The organism is Pedobacter kyungheensis (genome assembly GCF_000812965.1).
GTDB classification, from domain to species: domain Bacteria; phylum Bacteroidota; class Bacteroidia; order Sphingobacteriales; family Sphingobacteriaceae; genus Pedobacter; species Pedobacter kyungheensis.
The window spans coordinates 26,614-43,989 of record NZ_JSYN01000039.1; the positions used below are offsets into that span (position 1 = coordinate 26,614).

Genomic DNA, 17,376 nt, shown 5'->3' on the forward strand with positions numbered 1-17,376 from the left:
TTAATTATCTCCTTTTTTCCCTATTTAGGGATTGCAAAGGTAATACTTTTTTTAATTATGGAAAAGTTTTTTTTAATAAATATAGCTGATTTTAAGCTATTTAAGAATTAACTAAACCATAATAGACCTTTTTAATCCAAAACACTCGCTTAACTACGAACGTCATGCTGAATTCCTGCCCTTACATTCAGGCGGGTATTTCAGCATCTCTGACATTTTTTTAAAAAATGAAACCAATTATCTGAAAATGAACGGGCAGCAATGCTTCGGTAAATGCAGCCCCGCTATCGCTTATAGTCCTCACTGCGCTCCGGGCTATTCCGCTCTATCGGGTTTAAAAACGAGGGCTTGTGCTCAAAATCTACCAAACGCCAATAATAAATTATTTGGCTACCTGGCAGCCGTCTCTCCGGGACGGGCTTTTAAAATTTGTCGCACTTGTTTGTTGATAAGTCGTCCCGGTGGGACGAATCACAGGTAGCACAGAAATGTACGTGTTTTCCCATTAAGTCGATTATGGTTTAGATTTATTTTTTCGTAAATGTTCCCCGCGTAAAACCTTCGCCAATCAACGTTTGTTCATCTCTGATCAATAGCATGATCGTGTTTTGCTGATCGTATAATTTAATCATATCGCCATCAATCACATATTTAGAGGTGAAAATAGAATCATTGTAGGCATCGCTCACCGTAACCGAATCTTTCGATTTAAAATTGAACGATTTATACTGGATGTCTTCGCTGCTGGCAAATGTACCTGTAACTATTTTTTCGGCTACAAAAGTGATGTAGCAAAAATAACCCACCACCAAAATAACGATTACCGAGAAACCAATGATAAATTTATTACCACTGGCATATTTAAGCGAGAAGTATAAAATGGCAAACAAAATAACTGCCACTACGGCAATAAAAATAATGCCCGAATAATCTTTGCTTGATTGTGGTACCGAGGCTGCAATAGTAGTTTTTTGTACCGGAGCCTTTGCTGGCGAAATCCGCACCAAAAATTCTTTACTTACCCAACCTTCACCATTGGTTACCTTAATTTTATAGAAAGTCGTGTTCGATGAATCGATCACAGCCACGTTTTCGTTTTTGGGCAGGTAGCCCACAATTTTACTGTTGGCATCAGCCTTTTCGCGAACGCGCAAATCATCGGCTGTTACCCGGTACATGTCTTCACTGCCCGCTGTTGTTGGTGTTTGCGTATTTGGTGTGGCGGTAGTGGCTACAGGTGTTGCAGGTTGAGCTGCCGGGGCAATTTTCGCTAAAAAATCTTTACTTGCCCAGCCCTCACCATTTTTTAATTTTACCTTGTAAAATTTAGCATCGCTGGCATCTAAAACCGCCACCTTTTCATTTTGAGAGATCGAGCCGATCACCTTGCTTTTCGAATCTTTTGTTGCCCTAACGCGTAATTTATCAGCAGTAACACGGTACATATCTTGTGCATTAACCGTTAGCGAGAGCATAAAAAGGGCAAAAAACAGGAATAAGGTTCTGGTCATAGGTATTGGGTTTGCGCAAAGCAGTTTAATAAATTTATTGCACGGCATTAAGAGCAAACATCGTGCTAAGTGCTCCAAAATTAGGAAATACTTTTAATAGGCAGGAGTGTGAGTTTAAAAAAGCCTGCAAATGTCCGTTATTTACAAAACTACAGCCAATAAATCACTTTTTTTGATAAAACCAATGTATCTGGAGTCTCTTGCATTGTTTCTGTTGTCGCCAAGTACGAAAAAACTGTCTTTTGGAACAATCACAGGACCAAAATTATCTGCATTCCACCTATTTTTCCATTGGTTCTCAATACCTTCATCGCGGTGTGCAGGTATCGCTACAGTTCTGTTTTGATAAATGTTTGCTTTTTTAGCTTCAGCATCAACGAGTTCACAATATACTTCATCACCGATCTTATAAAGATTCTCCCCAGCTCTTATCTTACCTGAACTGATCAGGTCATCGTACATTTTGTTACTAAAATTATAGCTGTGTTTGGTGTCGTAATTTTGTGGCATTATTTTGCCATTTAAATAAATTTCACCTTTTTTTATTTCAACACGATCCCCCGGGAATGCACACAGCCTATAAATGCAGCGCTCTCCATTTACATTTGCGACAATATGATCGTCTTTTTTTGCTTCCTTTAAATTTGAGGCCATTACAAGCTGGCCAACAGCAATATTTGGTTCGTTGGCAGATGAAACATTTTTATAGGTATTAAATACTCCAAAAGACCTGATGCCGATCCATACGCACACTAAGAGTATAAAGAAACCTGCACAGATAAAAATTACTTTTTTCATGTTTGAAAAGCGCTAAAAATTAAAACGACAAAGTAATTATTATTTTATCAATTTATATCCGGAAATTTATTAAAATTAGGCTCACCTACCAGCTACCCCCTGTACCGCCGCCACTGCTGCTGCCACCGCCCCAGCTACTCGATGAAGATGAAGAACTGCTGCTGCCAGAAGAGGAACCTGAGGATGAACTCGATTCGACCAGCATGGCCAGTGTAATCCATTTGATAAATTCTTCGCGCTTACAAAAGCTGCATTCATTGATCAGTTTGGCCTGCCCTTCATGACTATAAGTTGCTGCTTTAACCGTTACTTTTTTGTTCAGTTTATAGGTTCTGAAATTGCACGAAGGACATTCGGTATAGCTGTTGTAGGCTTCGGCGGGCCAGCATTTAATCAGGTGTTCTTTATGGTCGGTACTTTCCCAAATATCATAATCGTATGCCTGTATTACTTCTTCTTTGCGCTGTCCTTTGCTTAAAAAAGGTTCTCCTTCAATATTAATATCGCGGTCAACGCGTACCATTGCATTGTTTTGGCTATCTAAAACAGGTTTAAAACGATCGATGGTTTTTACCCGTTTAATCAAGTGAACAATCATTGCAATTAGTATAATCGGAGAGAACAATATTAACCACCAGTTTTTCTTGTGAAATGCTACAACTGCATCAAAAAAGTTTTCATCATCCTGATGCGCTTTTCGTATCGTAGCAATATAAAACAGGTACCTGAAGAAAAGTGCAATGGCTAAAACACCAAAAAGAATATAAGGTATATGCGCCAGCTTAATTTTGCTGAACAGTTCAAAACTATCGGTAAAAACCACAACAAATACGGAAATGAAAACAAAAAAGAATATGCCGATACAGCCTTTTGCTATGGTTTTATCGTAATTGTTTTCTTGCTTATTCAGGCTTTTCAGGTTAAAGGCGGTTTTGGCCTGCCGGTTTACAATTTTAAATACCCCAACAAAAGCCAGGATGATGATCAGAGAAGGCAGCCAAAAATTTTGGAAGGGCGAACTGCTTTCACGCTGTGTAAAAAGCTGATTAAGTTCCTGTTTATTATTCGGGTTTAAAATAATTTCGCCAATGGCGTTAATAGTGTTGGTAATACCCGTGCTAAAATCATTTTCTCTAAAAGCGGGCACCAGGTTATCTTGGGCAATGTGCTTAAGCGTAACATCAGGCAGAACACCTTCGGTTCCTGTACCGGTTATAAAACGATACTTTCGGCGGTCTTTGGCTATAAATAGGAGGAGGCCATTGTTGCTTGTTTTTTGTCCAATACCCCAGTACTGGAACAGCTCGTAAGCAAAGTCGAAATCTTCTTTGTCGTGGTCGAAATCGTTAACAACAACCACAGCAACCTGAACATTGGTTTTTGCTTCGAAATCGGCAATGGTACTGTTTAATGTTGCAACAGTACCACTGCCTAAAATGTTGTCGGGATCGCTAACGTAGCCACCACCGTTATTTTTTGGATCGGGAATATCTTTTACCTGATAGGCTGTTTGCGCAAGGGCAACATTGGACAGGAAAAGAAAAAGTAAAAGGGCAAAATGTTTGATTAAATGGTTCTTGAGCATCGTATTAATTTAGTTGTAAAATTATTGCGCCATCATTTAACAAACAGATGCCAATATGGTTTACTCTTTTAAAATTTTTGCAAGCACCTTATCCAGTTTTGCTTTATCTTTCATGTATGGTTCTAAATCATAAAGTTGTACCGATTTGAAATGGATCGGGTGGCTCTCGCTTTGTAAAGAAATATAGCCCGAGGTTAGTGGTTTACCATCAACTTTAACTTTTGGATCGTAATTAGAAACGCTGCCGCCACCAATTTGCGGTTTGGTGTATTCTAAAACTACTTCACCGCCAATAATGTGTTTAATTACCGAATCGCCTAAAACTAAAAACTCGGCAGTTACCCATTGGTCGCCTGCATAGGTTTTCGACTTAGAATCTAAACAGTGTGGAGTAAACAATTTACCATTATAGTTTATTAAGGTACCAGGAGTACAAACATTGCTGGTGTGGCGTTCGTGTTCACCATCGCCACCTAAAATTTGTCCTTCTATAGAGATGGGGAAATCCTGGTTTTTCAGCATGGTAGCCGGATCCTGGCAGTGTAACATCGCACCACTATTGCGGTAGGCCCATCCCGGACCACCTTTAGCCTGATCACCAACAAAGCGATACGTAACTTTTAAAAGATAAGCCGAAAAAGGTTTTTTGTAAAAGATATGGCCATACTGATCGTCGAATTCTTTGTAGCCATCATAACTTACCTTCATTAAACCATCTTCAACACGGAAGGTATTGGCATAATTTTCTTTGTAATCGTGTTTGGAAATTTTAACGTTCCAGTCTTTTAAATCCTTTCCGTTGAATAGGTTAATCCAGCCTTTTTGGGCATTGGCGCTTAAAGTGGCGGTGAATAATACTAATGCCATAAGGCACATTGATCTTAATTTCATATTTGCATTTGGGTTAGGTGCTAAAAATATGAATTTTTTTCTAATAGCAAACGCACTAATATTCAGCCACGGAAGCACAGATTATCACGGAATTTTTTTTCTGAACGTGCTAACTAATGAAGCAATGAGCTATTGACTAGTTAACAGTTTTCAGTTGGCAGTACTCAGTTGGATCAGGCTATTAACTATTGACCATGAACCACCATGCTAACCAATGACCAGTGAACAAATGAACTATTGAACCAAAAAAGGTTCTACATGGTATAGTGCAAAAGTTAATTGCTCTTCCTGGGTTAAATCGGTATTGTCTAAAATAATGGCGTCGTCTGCTCTTACCAGCGGACTTTCTTTCCGGGTAGTATCGGCATAATCGCGGTGGGCCAGGTTTTCAAAAACTTCTTCCAAAGTGGTTTCGTTATTGCCCTTGCTTTCCAGTTCTTTAAAGCGACGCTCGGCCCTGATTTTTGGATCGGCGGTCATGAAGAATTTTACGGGTGCATGCGGAAAAACCGTAGTGCCGATATCGCGGCCATCCATTACAATGTTTTTCGATCTGCCCATGCGCTGTTGTTGTTTTACCATTTCATGGCGAACAATGCGGTGCGCAGAAACCTCGCTTACATTTTCAGAAACAGGCATTAAACGGATTTCTTCAGAAACTTCTTCACCGTTGAGGGTAATATGCGATTCGTAATCGCGCGAATGAAAATTTAGTTCGATATGCTGTAAAGCATCTTCAACTTGTGTGTCGTTGCTAACATCAATGTGGTTCCGTAGAAAATATAGGGTAACTGCACGGTACATTGCCCCGCTATCTACATAAATAAAACCTAATTTTTTAGCCAATGCCTTTGCCAGGGTGCTTTTTCCGCAAGATGAATAGCCATCAATAGCTATAACCAAGTTTTTCTTCATTCTGCTACAAAGGTAAAAAAAGCCGATGGGTTTACTAACTTTTTTTAGATCGATATTCTTTATATTTTTGCCGCATGTTACCCAGCAGAGAAGAAATTTTACGATCGGCCATTTTTAAAACCTCACGCAGCGGGGGTAAAGGCGGGCAGAATGTAAATAAGGTTTCCAGTAAAGTAGAGCTGGTATTTAATGTCGAAACCTTTGCGTATTTTACTGATGAAGAAAAAGCCCTGCTTAAAGAAAAGTTGCAAAACCGTTTAGATAGCGAAGGTTTGCTGCATATTGTTTCGCAGGAAGACAGGAGCCAGCTACTCAACAAAGAAAAAACCATCGCCAAACTACTCGATCTGCTAAAAAGGGCATTGGTTGTTCAGAAAAAAAGAAAGCCTACCAAAATTCCGAAAGGCGTTATCGAAAATAGATTAAAAAATAAGGCGGCTACAGCTGAAAAAAAGAAAAACAGAAAAATGTTTGATTTTTAATGCATTAAGTGTCTTTTGTTACTATTTGTTTAGTTGTTTTTACTTTGTAGTTCGGGAAAGCCATCCGCTTTAATGATTTGTAGTGTAAATGGCATCAAAATTGATATCGCCGTAACACACACAAATTAAACCAAATGAAAAGAACAATCTTAGCCTTAGCCCTTGTGGCTACACTTGCCGCCTGCAAGAAAAATCCTGATGAAACTCCAAATCCTTCCCCGGAAGAAAAATTATCACCTGATATTGCCTTTACGGTTAATGGAGCAACAAAAGACCCCCAGCTTTTATATCCCCCATCCGAGACATTTAATTACTTGGGATTTGGCTATGATGTTACAGATAAATTTAATGACGAAACCTCTGTAAGGGCAAGCGTTGTTGACATTCCTGCTTATGATGTGAGCGCGAGTTACATGGTTAACATTGCAAGAGGAACTGAAGGCTCTTGGACAACTATTCAGGCTGAAAATGCAGCAGACCTATCAGCAAAATTTTCAAGATTATACGAAGCGACTGATGGCCTGAAACTTTTTGGGAATACAATTGATAAATTTCCAGGCTCTGATATTACCGATAAAAAATATGTTTATGGATACTATTCTTATTATATGATCTGGAAAAGATATAATTTTTGGGATGATCAAAAACGTGTTAATAATTTTTTAACAGCTGATTTTAAGCGGGACATTGCTTTATTAAGTGCTGAGCAACTTGTCGAGAAATATGGAACTCATGTTTTAAACGATATCAAAATAGGGTCTAAATTCGATGTACTTTATCAGGCAGAAGCACCTGATAATGGAAGGAGAGGGGCGATTATTATGGAAGGCTTACGTTATACCTTAAAAAGAACATTTGGCTTGCCCAGCGGTTATTTAGATGAACCTAAACTCCGCGATTTAAATGATAATGCTTCGGCAAAAATCTATTATCTTTCAACAGGTGGGGATATTAATAAATTAAAGCCCGAAAACATAAATAACAGGGTGATTTTAAATCTGAATAACTGGGTTGCATCAACTACTGAAGATAAGGCACGTTTTATAGGAGCTTCAGATGATGGCTTGGTTCCGATATACAACTTTATTAATGATTCGGTAAAAAAAGCTGAGGTAAAAGCCTACATCGAACAATATTTTGCTGCTAAAGCAGTGAAGTTGAAAAATTAATAAACAAAGAAGGGCGATCAAAATCGCCCTTCTTTGTTTATTAGCCTATAGGTTAGAAAAGTATTTTGGCAATTTGTCTTTCAAACGTTTTAATCAGTTTAAACAAATTAACCAATTAATCGATGGTAATTAACCCGAGCAACAAGCGTCGTTACTAACAATTCTACCATATCGCAATTCAGCAATTTATTATATTTTCCCAAACCTGTAATACAAGCTTAAACCACCGTAATTTTGTGCTTTGGCTACGCTTTTAACCTCTTTGGTTTTTAAGATGATATTAAAATCGGCAGTAAACCTTTTCGAACTATAATTTACCCCAAACTGCTGTTCGAAAACAATGGGTTTAACCCCAAAAGTTAGCGGACTATCATTATTGAACAGACTGCCCTGAATGGTGGCATCGTAAGCTACAAAATTGAGCTGCGGTTTTATGTAAAAGAAAAATTCAGAGTTGTTTAAGCTTTTGGTTTTTGCATTACCAATTACCGCATTGTGGTAAGCGCTATTAAATAATTGATTGATTTTACCCGCCCTGAATAAAACTGACGCCCCCAAACCCGAAAAAGTAGTACCTAAATTGGCATAACCTTGTGCGCTGATATCCACAATCGGATCTTCTGGTCTGAAAAGCAATTTGCTGTAGTTTGCAGCTAAATTTATGGCTACTTCATTCCTGATCTGGTAATCCCAGCCGGCTGGTGTGTAAAAACCGACTGTTTTATGCAAAAAACGCTGTGCTGTTTGTGCAAGCGAATTCGGACCCACTGTACCCAGTTCTACACTGGTTTTTAAAACACTCTCGTTTTTGTAAAATACCGAGTAAGCAGCGCCTGCATATAAATAACCGGCAAATGGTCGGTCCTGATCTTCTTTATTCGGCACCTGACCCCAGTAAGGTGTGTACATCTTTTGGCCGGCAGAAATTTCGTAGGTTTTCTTTTCGATCTTATCGGCTAATTTTTCGGTATTTATTGCCCTGCGGAAATAAATAAATAATCCATTGGTATAATAACGGTCGTTTAAAGTGGCCAGATAGGCATCGTTTTCGGTTTTAAAACCAAATTCGTTTTTGAAAGATTGTGCAAAACCGGTTGAAACAACCAAACAAAAAACGATAGCAGATAAAAGTGATTTCATAAAAAAGTCCCGATAATTACCGGGACTATAAAAGTATTTATTGTAATTGGATTTTTAATCGTTCTCTGTCAAAAGATTAAAAATTAGTTGACAATCGAAGCAACTTTTACGCTTAAATCCAATGGCTTTTTTACTTTGTTTTTAGTAAGTGCCAATTCAATTACTTCGCTCATTTCGCTTACGTAATGGAATTTCAGATCCTTGATATAACTTTCCTTAATCTCTAAAATGTCTTTGCGATTGCTTTTGCAAAGGATAATTTCTTTGATGTTGGCCCTTTTGGCAGCGAGGATTTTTTCTTTAATGCCACCTACAGGAAGCACTTTCCCCCGTAGTGTAATTTCTCCTGTCATGGCCAGGTGTTGTTTTACTTTACGTTGGGTAAAGGCCGATGTTAAGGCGGTAAGCATGGTAACACCTGCTGAAGGACCGTCTTTTGGCGTAGCGCCTGCAGGAACGTGTACGTGTACATCCCAGTTATCAAACAAGCTATAATCGATACCAAACTCGGCAGCATGTGCGCGTAAATAAGCTAGCGCAATTACAGCCGATTCTTTCATTACATCGCCCAGGTTACCGGTTAGGGTTAATTTGCCTTTTCCAGGACTTAAGCTCGATTCAATAAATAAAATATCACCGCCAACACTTGTCCAGGCCAGGCCGGTAACCACACCAGCTACCTCATTGCCTTCGTATAAATCCTTATCGTAAATGGGCGCACCTAAAATACGCTCTATGTCTTCCGGATTTAAGTTCGCGTCGTAAGTTTCTTCCATGGCAATTTTTGTGGCCACGCCACGAACAATCGAACCTATTTTTTTCTCTAAACCACGCACACCCGATTCCCTGGTATAATCTTCAATAACCTTCTCAATTAACGCTGGTTTCAGGTTAATATCCTTGGTTTGCAAGCCATGGTTTTCTTTTTGTTTAGGCAAGAGGTATTTTTTAGCGATTTCAATTTTCTCTTCAATAGTATATCCGTTTACTTCGATAATCTCCATACGATCTAACAAAGCAGGTTGTATGGTGCTTAAAGAGTTGGCGGTAGCAATGAACAGAATGTTCGATAAATCGTAATCCATTTCTACATAATGATCGTAGAAAGCATTGTTTTGCTCAGGGTCTAAAACCTCAAGCAAAGCTGATGACGGATCGCCGCGGTGATCGGTGCCAACTTTATCAATCTCATCCAGTACGAAAACAGGATTATCGGCACCCGCTTTTTTGATCGAAGAAATAATACGGCCCGGCATAGCGCCAATATAGGTTTTACGGTGACCACGAATTTCTGCTTCATCGCGGATACCACCCAAAGCCATGCGTACGTATTTACGACCTAAAGCTTTTGCAATTGATTTACCCAATGAGGTTTTACCAACTCCCGGAGGGCCAACCAAACATAAAATAGGGGCTTTCATGTTCTGTTTTAGTTTCAGTACGGCCAAGTATTCGATAATACGCTGTTTTACTTTTTCTAAACCAAAGTGATCTTTATCCAGGATGCGCTGTGCTCTTTTCAGATCAAAATTATCTTTGGTAAACTCGCTCCACGGTAAATCTAAAAGGAGTTCTAAATAATTTAACTGTACCGAATAATCGGGAGCTGCTGGGTTCATTCTACCCAGTTTGTCTAATTCTTTATCGAAGTGTGCAGCAACGGCTTTGGTCCATTTTTTCTTCTTGGCCCTTTCCTGTAAAGCATCAAATTCCAAATCGGCAGAGTTGCCACCCAATTCTTCCTGAATGGTTTTTAACTGTTGATTTAAGAAATAATCGCGTTGTTGCTTATCTAAATCGGTACGTACTTTAGATTGGATCTGGTTTCTCAGTTCCAGCATCTGCAGTTCGACCATTAAAAGCTCCATCACTTTTTGTGCTCTTTCCTGCAGTTTATCCATTTCCAGGATTTTCTGCTTATCGGCCATTTCGGCATTCATGTTCGATGAAATGAAATTGATCAAAAATGAATTGCTCTCGATGTTTTTAAGCGCAATACTGGCTTCACTCGGAATATTTGGTGAAAGCTGGATAATCTGAGCCGACATTTCGCGTATAGATGCGATGAGGGTTTTAAACTCTTTGTCGGCTTTATGTTTCTGCTCTTCGAATTTTTTAACAACAGCTTTAATATAAGGTTCGTTCTGAACCTCTTCAATTAAGCTGAAACGCTGCTTACCCTGTATAATTACGGTGGTATTACCATCTGGCATTTGCAGCAATTTAATGATGTTTGCTACAGTACCAACGGTGTTTAGCTGCTCAAAAGTCGGGTCTTCAATCGACACATCTTTTTGAGAAACTACCCCAATAATTTTATTTCCCTTGTAAGCTTCTTTAATTAATTTAATCGATTTATCCCTTCCAACTGTAATCGGAATTACAACTCCCGGAAATAAAACGGTGTTTCGCAAAGGCAATATGGCCAATGTTTCGGGTGTTTCCTCATTGTTCATTTCGTCCTCGTCTTGTTGAGACATGAGGGGAAAAAACTCTGTATCTTCATTGATTATTGGCATAGCTGTATGGAAATCAAATATATCTTGTTTACTCATTATCACATTTTCCGCTAACGACAAACTGGCAGTTTAATCGTATTCACTTTGTTTAATTTTTATATTAAGTTAACAATTTCAACTCTTGTGCCAAAGTAAAAATTATATTAATGTTATGTTAAAAAGGCAGAGCAATTTAAATATTTCCGCCAATATCATATAATGTATTTTTTTGCGTTTAAGCTAATGTTTGGGAACTTTGTGCGCGAACAAAAGAAATTAAAACTTTTAAATTATCAGAATAGGATTATATTGCAAAAAATTTCTCCTATATATTGTATTAGGCGTCATCATTGTTAAACTTATTAATCATACATGGACTATTTTAAACAGGCGATTTTAGCACTTATTATTTTTTCATCAACAGGCAGTTTTGCACAGGGTAACTACGAAAGAAGCATGCAGGCAATGATGAAAGGTGATTATAAAACAGCCGCTGCACAATTGGAAAAAGCCAGTGCCAAGACTCCTGATAATGCTAATGTATTACAGATGCTTGGTTATTCGTATTTCCAGAACCGGGAGTATGAAAAGTGTATAGATACTTATAGCCGCTTACTGGTGGTAAAACCCAATGAAGTTTCGGCTTTTTATTATCGTGGGATAGCCCGGTTAAAAATTGCCAACGATCCAAAAGAATCGTTAAGCACCATGCGCGATAATTTTTATCAGGCATCGCTCAAAGATTTTACAAAAGCAATCGAAATTAACGGGGAAGAAGATACCCAAATGTTTCAGAACCGGGGTTTAGCCTATAAAGATTATGCGATCTTTAAATCGTTTAAAGCCAAGAAAAAAGATGAAAAAGCAGCTTGTATTGCGCTTTTTAATAACTCTATTGCCGATTTTCAGAAGGTGTTGACTTTACAACCACTTAGAAAAGATATTATTGACTGGGTAACTTATGATAAGGCGCAGATTGCAACCTTGAAATAAAAAGACCTTCTAAACGTAAAAAGGAGCCTCGGTTGAATTCAAGGCTCCTTTTTTTATTTCAATTTTCCAACTATCAGGTATTTTTTCAGGTTTAACAGCCTGATTTTTTGTTGTTTTTTAATCTGGTACAAACTATCTGGGTAGTAGGTAAGTGTATCCTGTGTTTGGAATAAGATATTTTTATTATCGATGATAATTTCAACCTTATTAATTTGTGCATCGCTTTTTTCAACCACAACCTTTTTAACCGGAATCTTTTTATTGTCTGAAGTGTAAACATCAGCACCATTTTCCTGGTTAATTTTAAAACTTCCCCGCCATGAGGTTTTATTGATGTCGGCATTAACAAAGATTGCCAGCTCTTTCTCCCAGTCAGCAATGCGGCTTGCTTTATGCTCTGCTTCGCCATTCACACTTACTGTTTTTTGTACAGTAGGATTGAGTTTTTGCATCCGGCTTATTTCTTTTCCAAAATAGCCTTTAATATCAAAATATAAAAAACCGGTATTTGCTTCGGCAGCTTTCCGTTGGTTACAGGAAAGCAATGCCAGGGCAAATACCGCGATATAAAGTTTTTTAGTCATTATACTAAAACGTTTCCAGTCATTTCTGCCGGAATATCAACACCTAAAATCCTTAAAATGGTAGGGGCAATGTCGCCTAATTTACCATCGGCAATGGCTTTGTAATCTTTATCAATTAAGATACAAGGTACCAGGTTGGTGGTATGGGCAGTGTTCACAGAGCCATCGCCATTAATCATATATTCAGAGTTGCCATGATCTGCCAGGAGGATAAAAGAATATCCGTTTGCCAATCCGGTTTTTACTACAGTTTCTGCACATTTATCGGCAGTTTCTACTGCTTTTACTACGGCTTCGAAAACACCGGTATGGCCCACCATATCAGGATTTGCAAAATTTAAACAAATAAAATCAGCCCAGCCGGTTTCCATTTCTTTGGTAATGGCCTCGGTAATGCCTGCGGCGCTCATTTCTGGTTGCAAGTCGTAGGTAGCCACTTTTGGCGAAGGGATTAAAATGCGTTTTTCGTTTGCAAATTCAGCTTCTCTGCCGCCTGAGAAAAAGAAAGTAACGTGTGGATACTTTTCAGTTTCGGCAATACGGATCTGGTTTTTATTGTTATCGGCCAAAACTTCACCAATGGTTTTGGTCAGGTCATCTTTAGTGAAAATTACATTTACCTTTTCAAAACTTTCATCGTAGGTAGTCATGGTTACATAATACAATGGCAGTTTGTGCATTTGCTGCTCAGGGAAATCTTTTTGTGTCAGGGCGGTAGTAATTTCGCGACCCCTATCTGTACGGAAGTTGAAACAGATTACCACATCATCAGGCTGGATCGTTGCTACCGGAGCGCCGTTATCCTGCGTAAGTACCACTGGTTTTAAAAACTCGTCGGTAATGTTTTCTTCGTACGATTTTCTGATGGCAGCCAAAGCATCCTGTGTTTTTTCTCCAACACCATTAACCATTACATCGTAAGCCTGTTTAACACGCTCCCAACGGTTATCGCGGTCCATTGCATAATAACGGCCAATTAAAGAGGCTAGTTTGGTATCTGTATTTTTAATATGGTTTTGTAAATCGGTAATAAAACCCAGGCCGGAGTTCGGATCAGTATCGCGACCATCTAAGAAAGCGTGAACATAATTTTTTACGTTCGATTCGTTTGCTGCATCGCAAAGGGCTTTTAAATGCTCGATATGGGCATGCACACCGCCATTAGATACCAAACCAATAAAATGAACTGCTTTGTTATTCTTTTTGGCATAATCAAAAGCATTTACCAATACCTGGCTATTGTGTAATTCGCGGTCGGCAATGGCTTTGTTTATTCTGCCCAGTTCCTGGTAAACTACACGGCCGGCACCTAAATTCATGTGGCCAACTTCCGAATTTCCCATTTGTCCGGCTGGTAAACCTACCGCCTCACCAGATGCTTCAAGCTTTGAGTTCGGATAATTTTGTAATAACGAATCGAAAAAAGGAGTATTAGCAGCATAGGCTGCATCAGATTTATCTTGTTTTCCGTAGCCCCAACCATCCAGAATTATAAGTGCGAGTTTTTTGTTATTTACCATCTTGATTTAAAAATTATTGACCAGCAATAAAACATTTCTATTTTAAAACTGTTCTATTGCTTTGTTTATAGGACAAATATAACTTTATTGGATGTTATACAAATTAAGAAATCCTTTTTTTGATATGCTAATGGCATAATTTTAGCTGTAGGCTTCTGTATAAAATACAGAAATGATCCGGAGCTTATTTTTATTAATCTTTAGTTTATCATCATTATGTCGTCCTACAGCCATTCAGGCTGATATTATTGATGATTTGTCGTCGTATTTTAAGGCTGGCAATGCCAAAGAAATTGCCAAAAATTTCGCCTCTACCATCGAATTAATTATTGTTGATGAAGAAGATGTATACTCAAAAGCACAGGGTGAACAGATTTTAAGAGATTTTTTTGTCAAGCATCCACCTACCAAAACAAGTATTTTTCATAAAATTAATACCAATCCCAATTACCGTTTTGGGGTGGTTATTTTAAATACAGCCAAAGAAACTTTCAGGGTTTCTATTACCATGAAGAAATTCAATACCAGTTTCTCGATAACCGAGTTGAGGATTGAACCTGCGAAAGACTAGAAACCAGTTACCTAAGGCTTCGGAATATCTTTATATCCATCAGTAAATTGTCTGCTAACAAATAATTCTTATTTTTGCGACATTAAAATCTACATTTTGGATACTCAACTTATACATCAATTCATAAAAAATGCCCTTACTGAAGATGTTGGCGATGGCGACCATACTTCGTTATCAACCATTCCTTCGGGCACACAGGGAAAAGCAAAACTGATTATTAAAGAAGATGGTATACTCGCGGGGGTAGAACTTGCTGTTGCTATTTTTAAAGAAGTAGATGCTGAATTAAAAGTTGAAGTGCTGTTGCACGACGGTGACGCAGTGAAAGTTGGCGATATTGCCCTTACCGTTGCCGGAAGTACACACGCCATCCTGATTGCTGAACGGCTGGTCTTAAACTGTATGCAACGCATGAGCGGCATTGCCACTAAAACCCACCACATTGTTGCTTTACTGAAGGCTACTAAAACCAAAATTTTAGATACCCGAAAAACCACACCTGGCCTGCGTTATTTAGAAAAATGGGCAGTGCGGATAGGTGGAGGTGTTAATCACCGCATTGGTCTTTATGATATGATTTTGATTAAAGATAACCATGTTGATTACGCTGGTGGGATTTCGAATGCGATTAAGGCCGCTCAACAATATCTTGCCGATCAAAATAAAAAACTTCAGATAGAAATTGAAGTAAGAAATTTAGATGAGTTGAAACAGGTTTTAGCCATTGGTGGTGTAGACCGTATTATGCTCGATAATTTTAGCTTTGAGAACCTTAAGGCAGCAGTAGCATTAATTGATGGTAAATTCACTACTGAAGCATCAGGTGGTATTACCGAAGAGAATGTAGCCGAATATGCGGCATGCGGAGTAGATTTTATTTCAATGGGCGCGCTTACACATTCGGTAAAGAGCCTGGATATGAGTTTAAAAGCGTACTAAAGTGATTTGCGCTAAAATTAAAAGCTTATTTTTTGTATCATTGTAGGCTATGGTTACGGTTTATTCGCTCAGTGCTTTATTATTAGCTTACCTTTTTGGATCGATACCAACAGCCGTATGGCTCGGTCAGGCCTTTTATGGCGTTGACGTAAGAGAGTATGGCAGCGGTAATGCAGGCGCTACCAATACATTCAGGGTATTGGGTAAGAAAGCTGGTATTGCGGTAATGATTATCGATATTGCAAAAGGTTATACTGCAACCAATCTGGCTTATCTCATCGGTTTATCAGTAACCGGACCACAAAATTCTGCACCATTTGTTAATTATCAGCTTGCCCTGGGCGTAACTGCAGTAATGGGGCATTTATTTCCTGTTTTTGCCGGCTTTCGCGGAGGAAAAGGAGTGGCCACACTTTTTGGAATGATTTTGGCAGTTAACTTCGAGGCATCTATGCTTTGCGTTCTGGTTTTTGTAATTGTATTGCTGATCACGAAATATGTTTCATTAAGCTCCATCTGCGCAGGTTTTACCTTTCCACTCAGTGTAGTTTTTCTGTTTCAGGTTTCCATTAAATCGGAAGTACTATACGGAATGGTTGTTTGTGTACTTATTTTAGTTACCCACCAAAAAAACCTCGAAAGATTGCTCAAGGGCAAAGAATCTAAAGTGTATTTGTTTAAGAAGAAAGCTAATTAATTAACAAATACATAATCAAAAACTTATTTTAAATATTCCTGTTAATATGGATATTACAAATAGGGGATTGATATCATTAACAAAAGATTTTGTGAAACAATGCTCACTCCTGTTTTAAACGGGGACTGTAATGATTGTTTAATAACCCAGAAAACTAAATTGATAAGAAATGAAAAAGTTATTTTTAACAGCAAGCGTAGCTGGTGTTTTACTGTTTAACTCTTGTTCTACAGTGCCTTTAACCGGTCGTAGCCGGTTTGATCTGGTGAGTAACGACCAGGTTTTACCTATGGCATTTCAAGCATATAATACCTTTTTAACTGAAAATAAATCGACAGTTTTACCGGCATCCAATGCGCAGGCTTTAAAGGTGAAAACCGTAGGTAGCCGTTTAATTACCGCCGTAAAATCGTACATGAACAGCAATAACTATGGTAATTTAATTGCCGATTACCAGTGGGAAGTAAATGTGGTTCAGAACAACGAAAAAAATGCCTGGTGTATGCCTGGAGGTAAAATTGTGGTTTATACCGGAATTTTGCCGGTAACACAGGATGATGCCGGATTAGCTACTGTAATGGGGCACGAAATTGCCCACGCCATTGCCGGCCATTCGGCAGAGCGCATGTCGCAGGAAATGGTAGCACAGGGAATTGGTGCCGCTGCAGGTGTAGCTTTATCTAAAAATCCGAAAACACAATCTATTTTCAATACACTTTACGGCGTAGGTACTCCAGTTGCCATGCTTAAATTTAGCCGTAACCAGGAGCTGGAGGCCGATCGTTTAGGTTTGATTTTTATGGCTATGGCTGGTTATAACCCGCAAAATGCTACTGCTTTCTGGAACCGGATGGCTTCAGCTTCTGCGGGAGCGCAAAAACCAGCTGAGTTTTTAAGCACTCACCCTAGTGATGAAACACGTATTGCACAGATTCAGAAATATTTACCAGAGGCACAGCAGTATTACAAAAAATAAGGTAGAAGGCAGAAGGTAAAAAGGGTGGAAGGTTTAGCATGAAGCATAAACTTCCACCTTTTTCATTGATCCACATGCTGATCCGATAGCTATCGGATTTATTTCAG

General features: G+C 38.7%; 16 protein-coding genes. 7 read left to right on the top strand and 9 right to left on the bottom strand.

All coding sequences use genetic code 11. The features are described from left to right. Positions 1 to 527 precede the first annotated feature (527 nt). The 5 genes from OC25_RS24455 to cmk all read right to left on the bottom strand — a co-directional run bounded on the left by OC25_RS24455 (position 528) and on the right by cmk (position 5,700). On the bottom strand, positions 528 to 1,511 hold the full coding sequence (locus OC25_RS24455) for an SH3 domain-containing protein (RefSeq protein ID WP_039482266.1): 984 nt from the start codon (positions 1,509 to 1,511) through the stop codon (positions 528 to 530). A 141-nt stretch (positions 1,512 to 1,652) separates the two neighbouring features. Further along, entirely contained in the window at positions 1,653 to 2,309 is a 657-nt protein-coding gene (gene lepB, locus OC25_RS24460) for a signal peptidase I (protein WP_039482269.1), read from the bottom strand. An 85-nt stretch (positions 2,310 to 2,394) separates the two neighbouring features. Further along, positions 2,395 to 3,894 (bottom strand): TPM domain-containing protein, encoded by a 1,500-nt coding sequence (locus OC25_RS27130; RefSeq protein WP_052266433.1) that lies wholly within the window; start codon positions 3,892 to 3,894, stop codon positions 2,395 to 2,397. A gap of 60 nt (positions 3,895 to 3,954) precedes the next feature. Further along, on the bottom strand, positions 3,955 to 4,761 hold the full coding sequence (locus OC25_RS24470; protein WP_245222148.1) for a 3-keto-disaccharide hydrolase: 807 nt from the start codon (positions 4,759 to 4,761) through the stop codon (positions 3,955 to 3,957). Between the two features lie 258 nt (positions 4,762 to 5,019). After that, a complete protein-coding gene (cmk, locus tag OC25_RS24475) occupies positions 5,020 to 5,700 on the bottom strand; it encodes a (d)CMP kinase (RefSeq protein WP_039482277.1) in 681 nt (226 codons plus the stop codon). A gap of 74 nt (positions 5,701 to 5,774) precedes the next feature. Between cmk and arfB the strand changes: the two genes are divergently transcribed. Both arfB and OC25_RS24485 read left to right on the top strand, forming a co-directional pair. Further along, the gene (gene arfB, locus OC25_RS24480) at positions 5,775 to 6,182 is read left to right on the top strand and encodes an alternative ribosome rescue aminoacyl-tRNA hydrolase ArfB (protein WP_039482281.1); all 408 of its coding nucleotides are present in this window, start codon (positions 5,775 to 5,777) and stop codon (positions 6,180 to 6,182) included. Positions 6,183 to 6,316: 134 nt separating this feature from the next. Then, positions 6,317 to 7,351: an MAC/perforin domain-containing protein gene (locus tag OC25_RS24485; RefSeq protein WP_039482284.1), complete on the top strand. Its 1,035-nt coding sequence runs from the start codon at positions 6,317 to 6,319 to the stop codon at positions 7,349 to 7,351. Positions 7,352 to 7,540: 189 nt separating this feature from the next. Here OC25_RS24485 and OC25_RS24490 read toward each other — a convergent pair whose 3' ends face one another. Continuing rightward, positions 7,541 to 8,491, bottom strand: a complete 951-nt coding sequence (locus OC25_RS24490) for a lipid A deacylase LpxR family protein (protein ID WP_039482286.1) — start codon at positions 8,489 to 8,491, stop codon at positions 7,541 to 7,543. Between the two features lie 83 nt (positions 8,492 to 8,574). Continuing rightward, on the bottom strand, positions 8,575 to 11,046 hold the full coding sequence (gene lon, locus OC25_RS24495) for an endopeptidase La (RefSeq protein WP_039482287.1): 2,472 nt from the start codon (positions 11,044 to 11,046) through the stop codon (positions 8,575 to 8,577). A 315-nt stretch (positions 11,047 to 11,361) separates the two neighbouring features. Between lon and OC25_RS24500 the strand changes: the two genes are divergently transcribed. After that, complete coding sequence (locus tag OC25_RS24500; protein WP_039482289.1) at positions 11,362 to 11,982, top strand: tetratricopeptide repeat protein; 621 nt, start codon at positions 11,362 to 11,364, stop codon at positions 11,980 to 11,982. Between the two features lie 53 nt (positions 11,983 to 12,035). Here OC25_RS24500 and OC25_RS24505 read toward each other — a convergent pair whose 3' ends face one another. Then, the gene (locus tag OC25_RS24505; RefSeq protein WP_039482292.1) at positions 12,036 to 12,566 is read right to left on the bottom strand and encodes a hypothetical protein; all 531 of its coding nucleotides are present in this window, start codon (positions 12,564 to 12,566) and stop codon (positions 12,036 to 12,038) included. After that, complete coding sequence (gene gpmI / locus OC25_RS24510; RefSeq protein WP_039482297.1) at positions 12,566 to 14,086, bottom strand: 2,3-bisphosphoglycerate-independent phosphoglycerate mutase; 1,521 nt, start codon at positions 14,084 to 14,086, stop codon at positions 12,566 to 12,568. The genes OC25_RS24505 and gpmI overlap by 1 nt, the downstream gene beginning before the upstream one ends. Before the next feature lie 172 nt (positions 14,087 to 14,258). On the opposite strand from gpmI, the gene OC25_RS24515 reads away from it, so the two are divergent. The 4 genes from OC25_RS24515 (at position 14,259) to OC25_RS24530 (ending at position 17,269) form a co-directional block, all read left to right on the top strand. Beyond that, positions 14,259 to 14,657 (top strand): DUF4783 domain-containing protein, encoded by a 399-nt coding sequence (locus tag OC25_RS24515; RefSeq protein ID WP_039482299.1) that lies wholly within the window; start codon positions 14,259 to 14,261, stop codon positions 14,655 to 14,657. A 96-nt stretch (positions 14,658 to 14,753) separates the two neighbouring features. After that, positions 14,754 to 15,596: a carboxylating nicotinate-nucleotide diphosphorylase gene (gene nadC / locus OC25_RS24520; protein WP_039482302.1), complete on the top strand. Its 843-nt coding sequence runs from the start codon at positions 14,754 to 14,756 to the stop codon at positions 15,594 to 15,596. 49 nt (positions 15,597 to 15,645) lie between these two features. Further along, complete coding sequence (gene plsY / locus OC25_RS24525; protein WP_039482305.1) at positions 15,646 to 16,293, top strand: glycerol-3-phosphate 1-O-acyltransferase PlsY; 648 nt, start codon at positions 15,646 to 15,648, stop codon at positions 16,291 to 16,293. A 169-nt stretch (positions 16,294 to 16,462) separates the two neighbouring features. Further along, a complete protein-coding gene (locus tag OC25_RS24530; RefSeq protein WP_039482308.1) occupies positions 16,463 to 17,269 on the top strand; it encodes a M48 family metallopeptidase in 807 nt (268 codons plus the stop codon). Positions 17,270 to 17,376 lie beyond the last annotated feature (107 nt).

Coding starts and splice junctions, on each gene's coding strand:
- OC25_RS24485 (WP_039482284.1), top strand. CDS start 6,317: ATGAAAAGAACAATCTTAGCCTTAGCCCTTGTGGCTACACTTGCCGCC.
- OC25_RS24530 (WP_039482308.1), top strand. CDS start 16,463: ATGAAAAAGTTATTTTTAACAGCAAGCGTAGCTGGTGTTTTACTGTTT.
- OC25_RS24515 (WP_039482299.1), top strand. CDS start 14,259: ATGATCCGGAGCTTATTTTTATTAATCTTTAGTTTATCATCATTATGT.
- OC25_RS24490 (WP_039482286.1), bottom strand. CDS start 8,491: ATGAAATCACTTTTATCTGCTATCGTTTTTTGTTTGGTTGTTTCAACC.
- OC25_RS24455 (WP_039482266.1), bottom strand. CDS start 1,511: ATGACCAGAACCTTATTCCTGTTTTTTGCCCTTTTTATGCTCTCGCTA.
- lon (WP_039482287.1), bottom strand. CDS start 11,046: ATGAGTAAACAAGATATATTTGATTTCCATACAGCTATGCCAATAATC.
- OC25_RS24470 (WP_245222148.1), bottom strand. CDS start 4,761: ATGGCATTAGTATTATTCACCGCCACTTTAAGCGCCAATGCCCAAAAA.
- plsY (WP_039482305.1), top strand. CDS start 15,646: ATGGTTACGGTTTATTCGCTCAGTGCTTTATTATTAGCTTACCTTTTT.
- gpmI (WP_039482297.1), bottom strand. CDS start 14,086: ATGGTAAATAACAAAAAACTCGCACTTATAATTCTGGATGGTTGGGGC.
- OC25_RS27130 (WP_052266433.1), bottom strand. CDS start 3,894: ATGCTCAAGAACCATTTAATCAAACATTTTGCCCTTTTACTTTTTCTT.
- lepB (WP_039482269.1), bottom strand. CDS start 2,309: ATGAAAAAAGTAATTTTTATCTGTGCAGGTTTCTTTATACTCTTAGTG.
- OC25_RS24505 (WP_039482292.1), bottom strand. CDS start 12,566: ATGACTAAAAAACTTTATATCGCGGTATTTGCCCTGGCATTGCTTTCC.
- cmk (WP_039482277.1), bottom strand. CDS start 5,700: ATGAAGAAAAACTTGGTTATAGCTATTGATGGCTATTCATCTTGCGGA.
- OC25_RS24500 (WP_039482289.1), top strand. CDS start 11,362: ATGGACTATTTTAAACAGGCGATTTTAGCACTTATTATTTTTTCATCA.
- arfB (WP_039482281.1), top strand. CDS start 5,775: ATGTTACCCAGCAGAGAAGAAATTTTACGATCGGCCATTTTTAAAACC.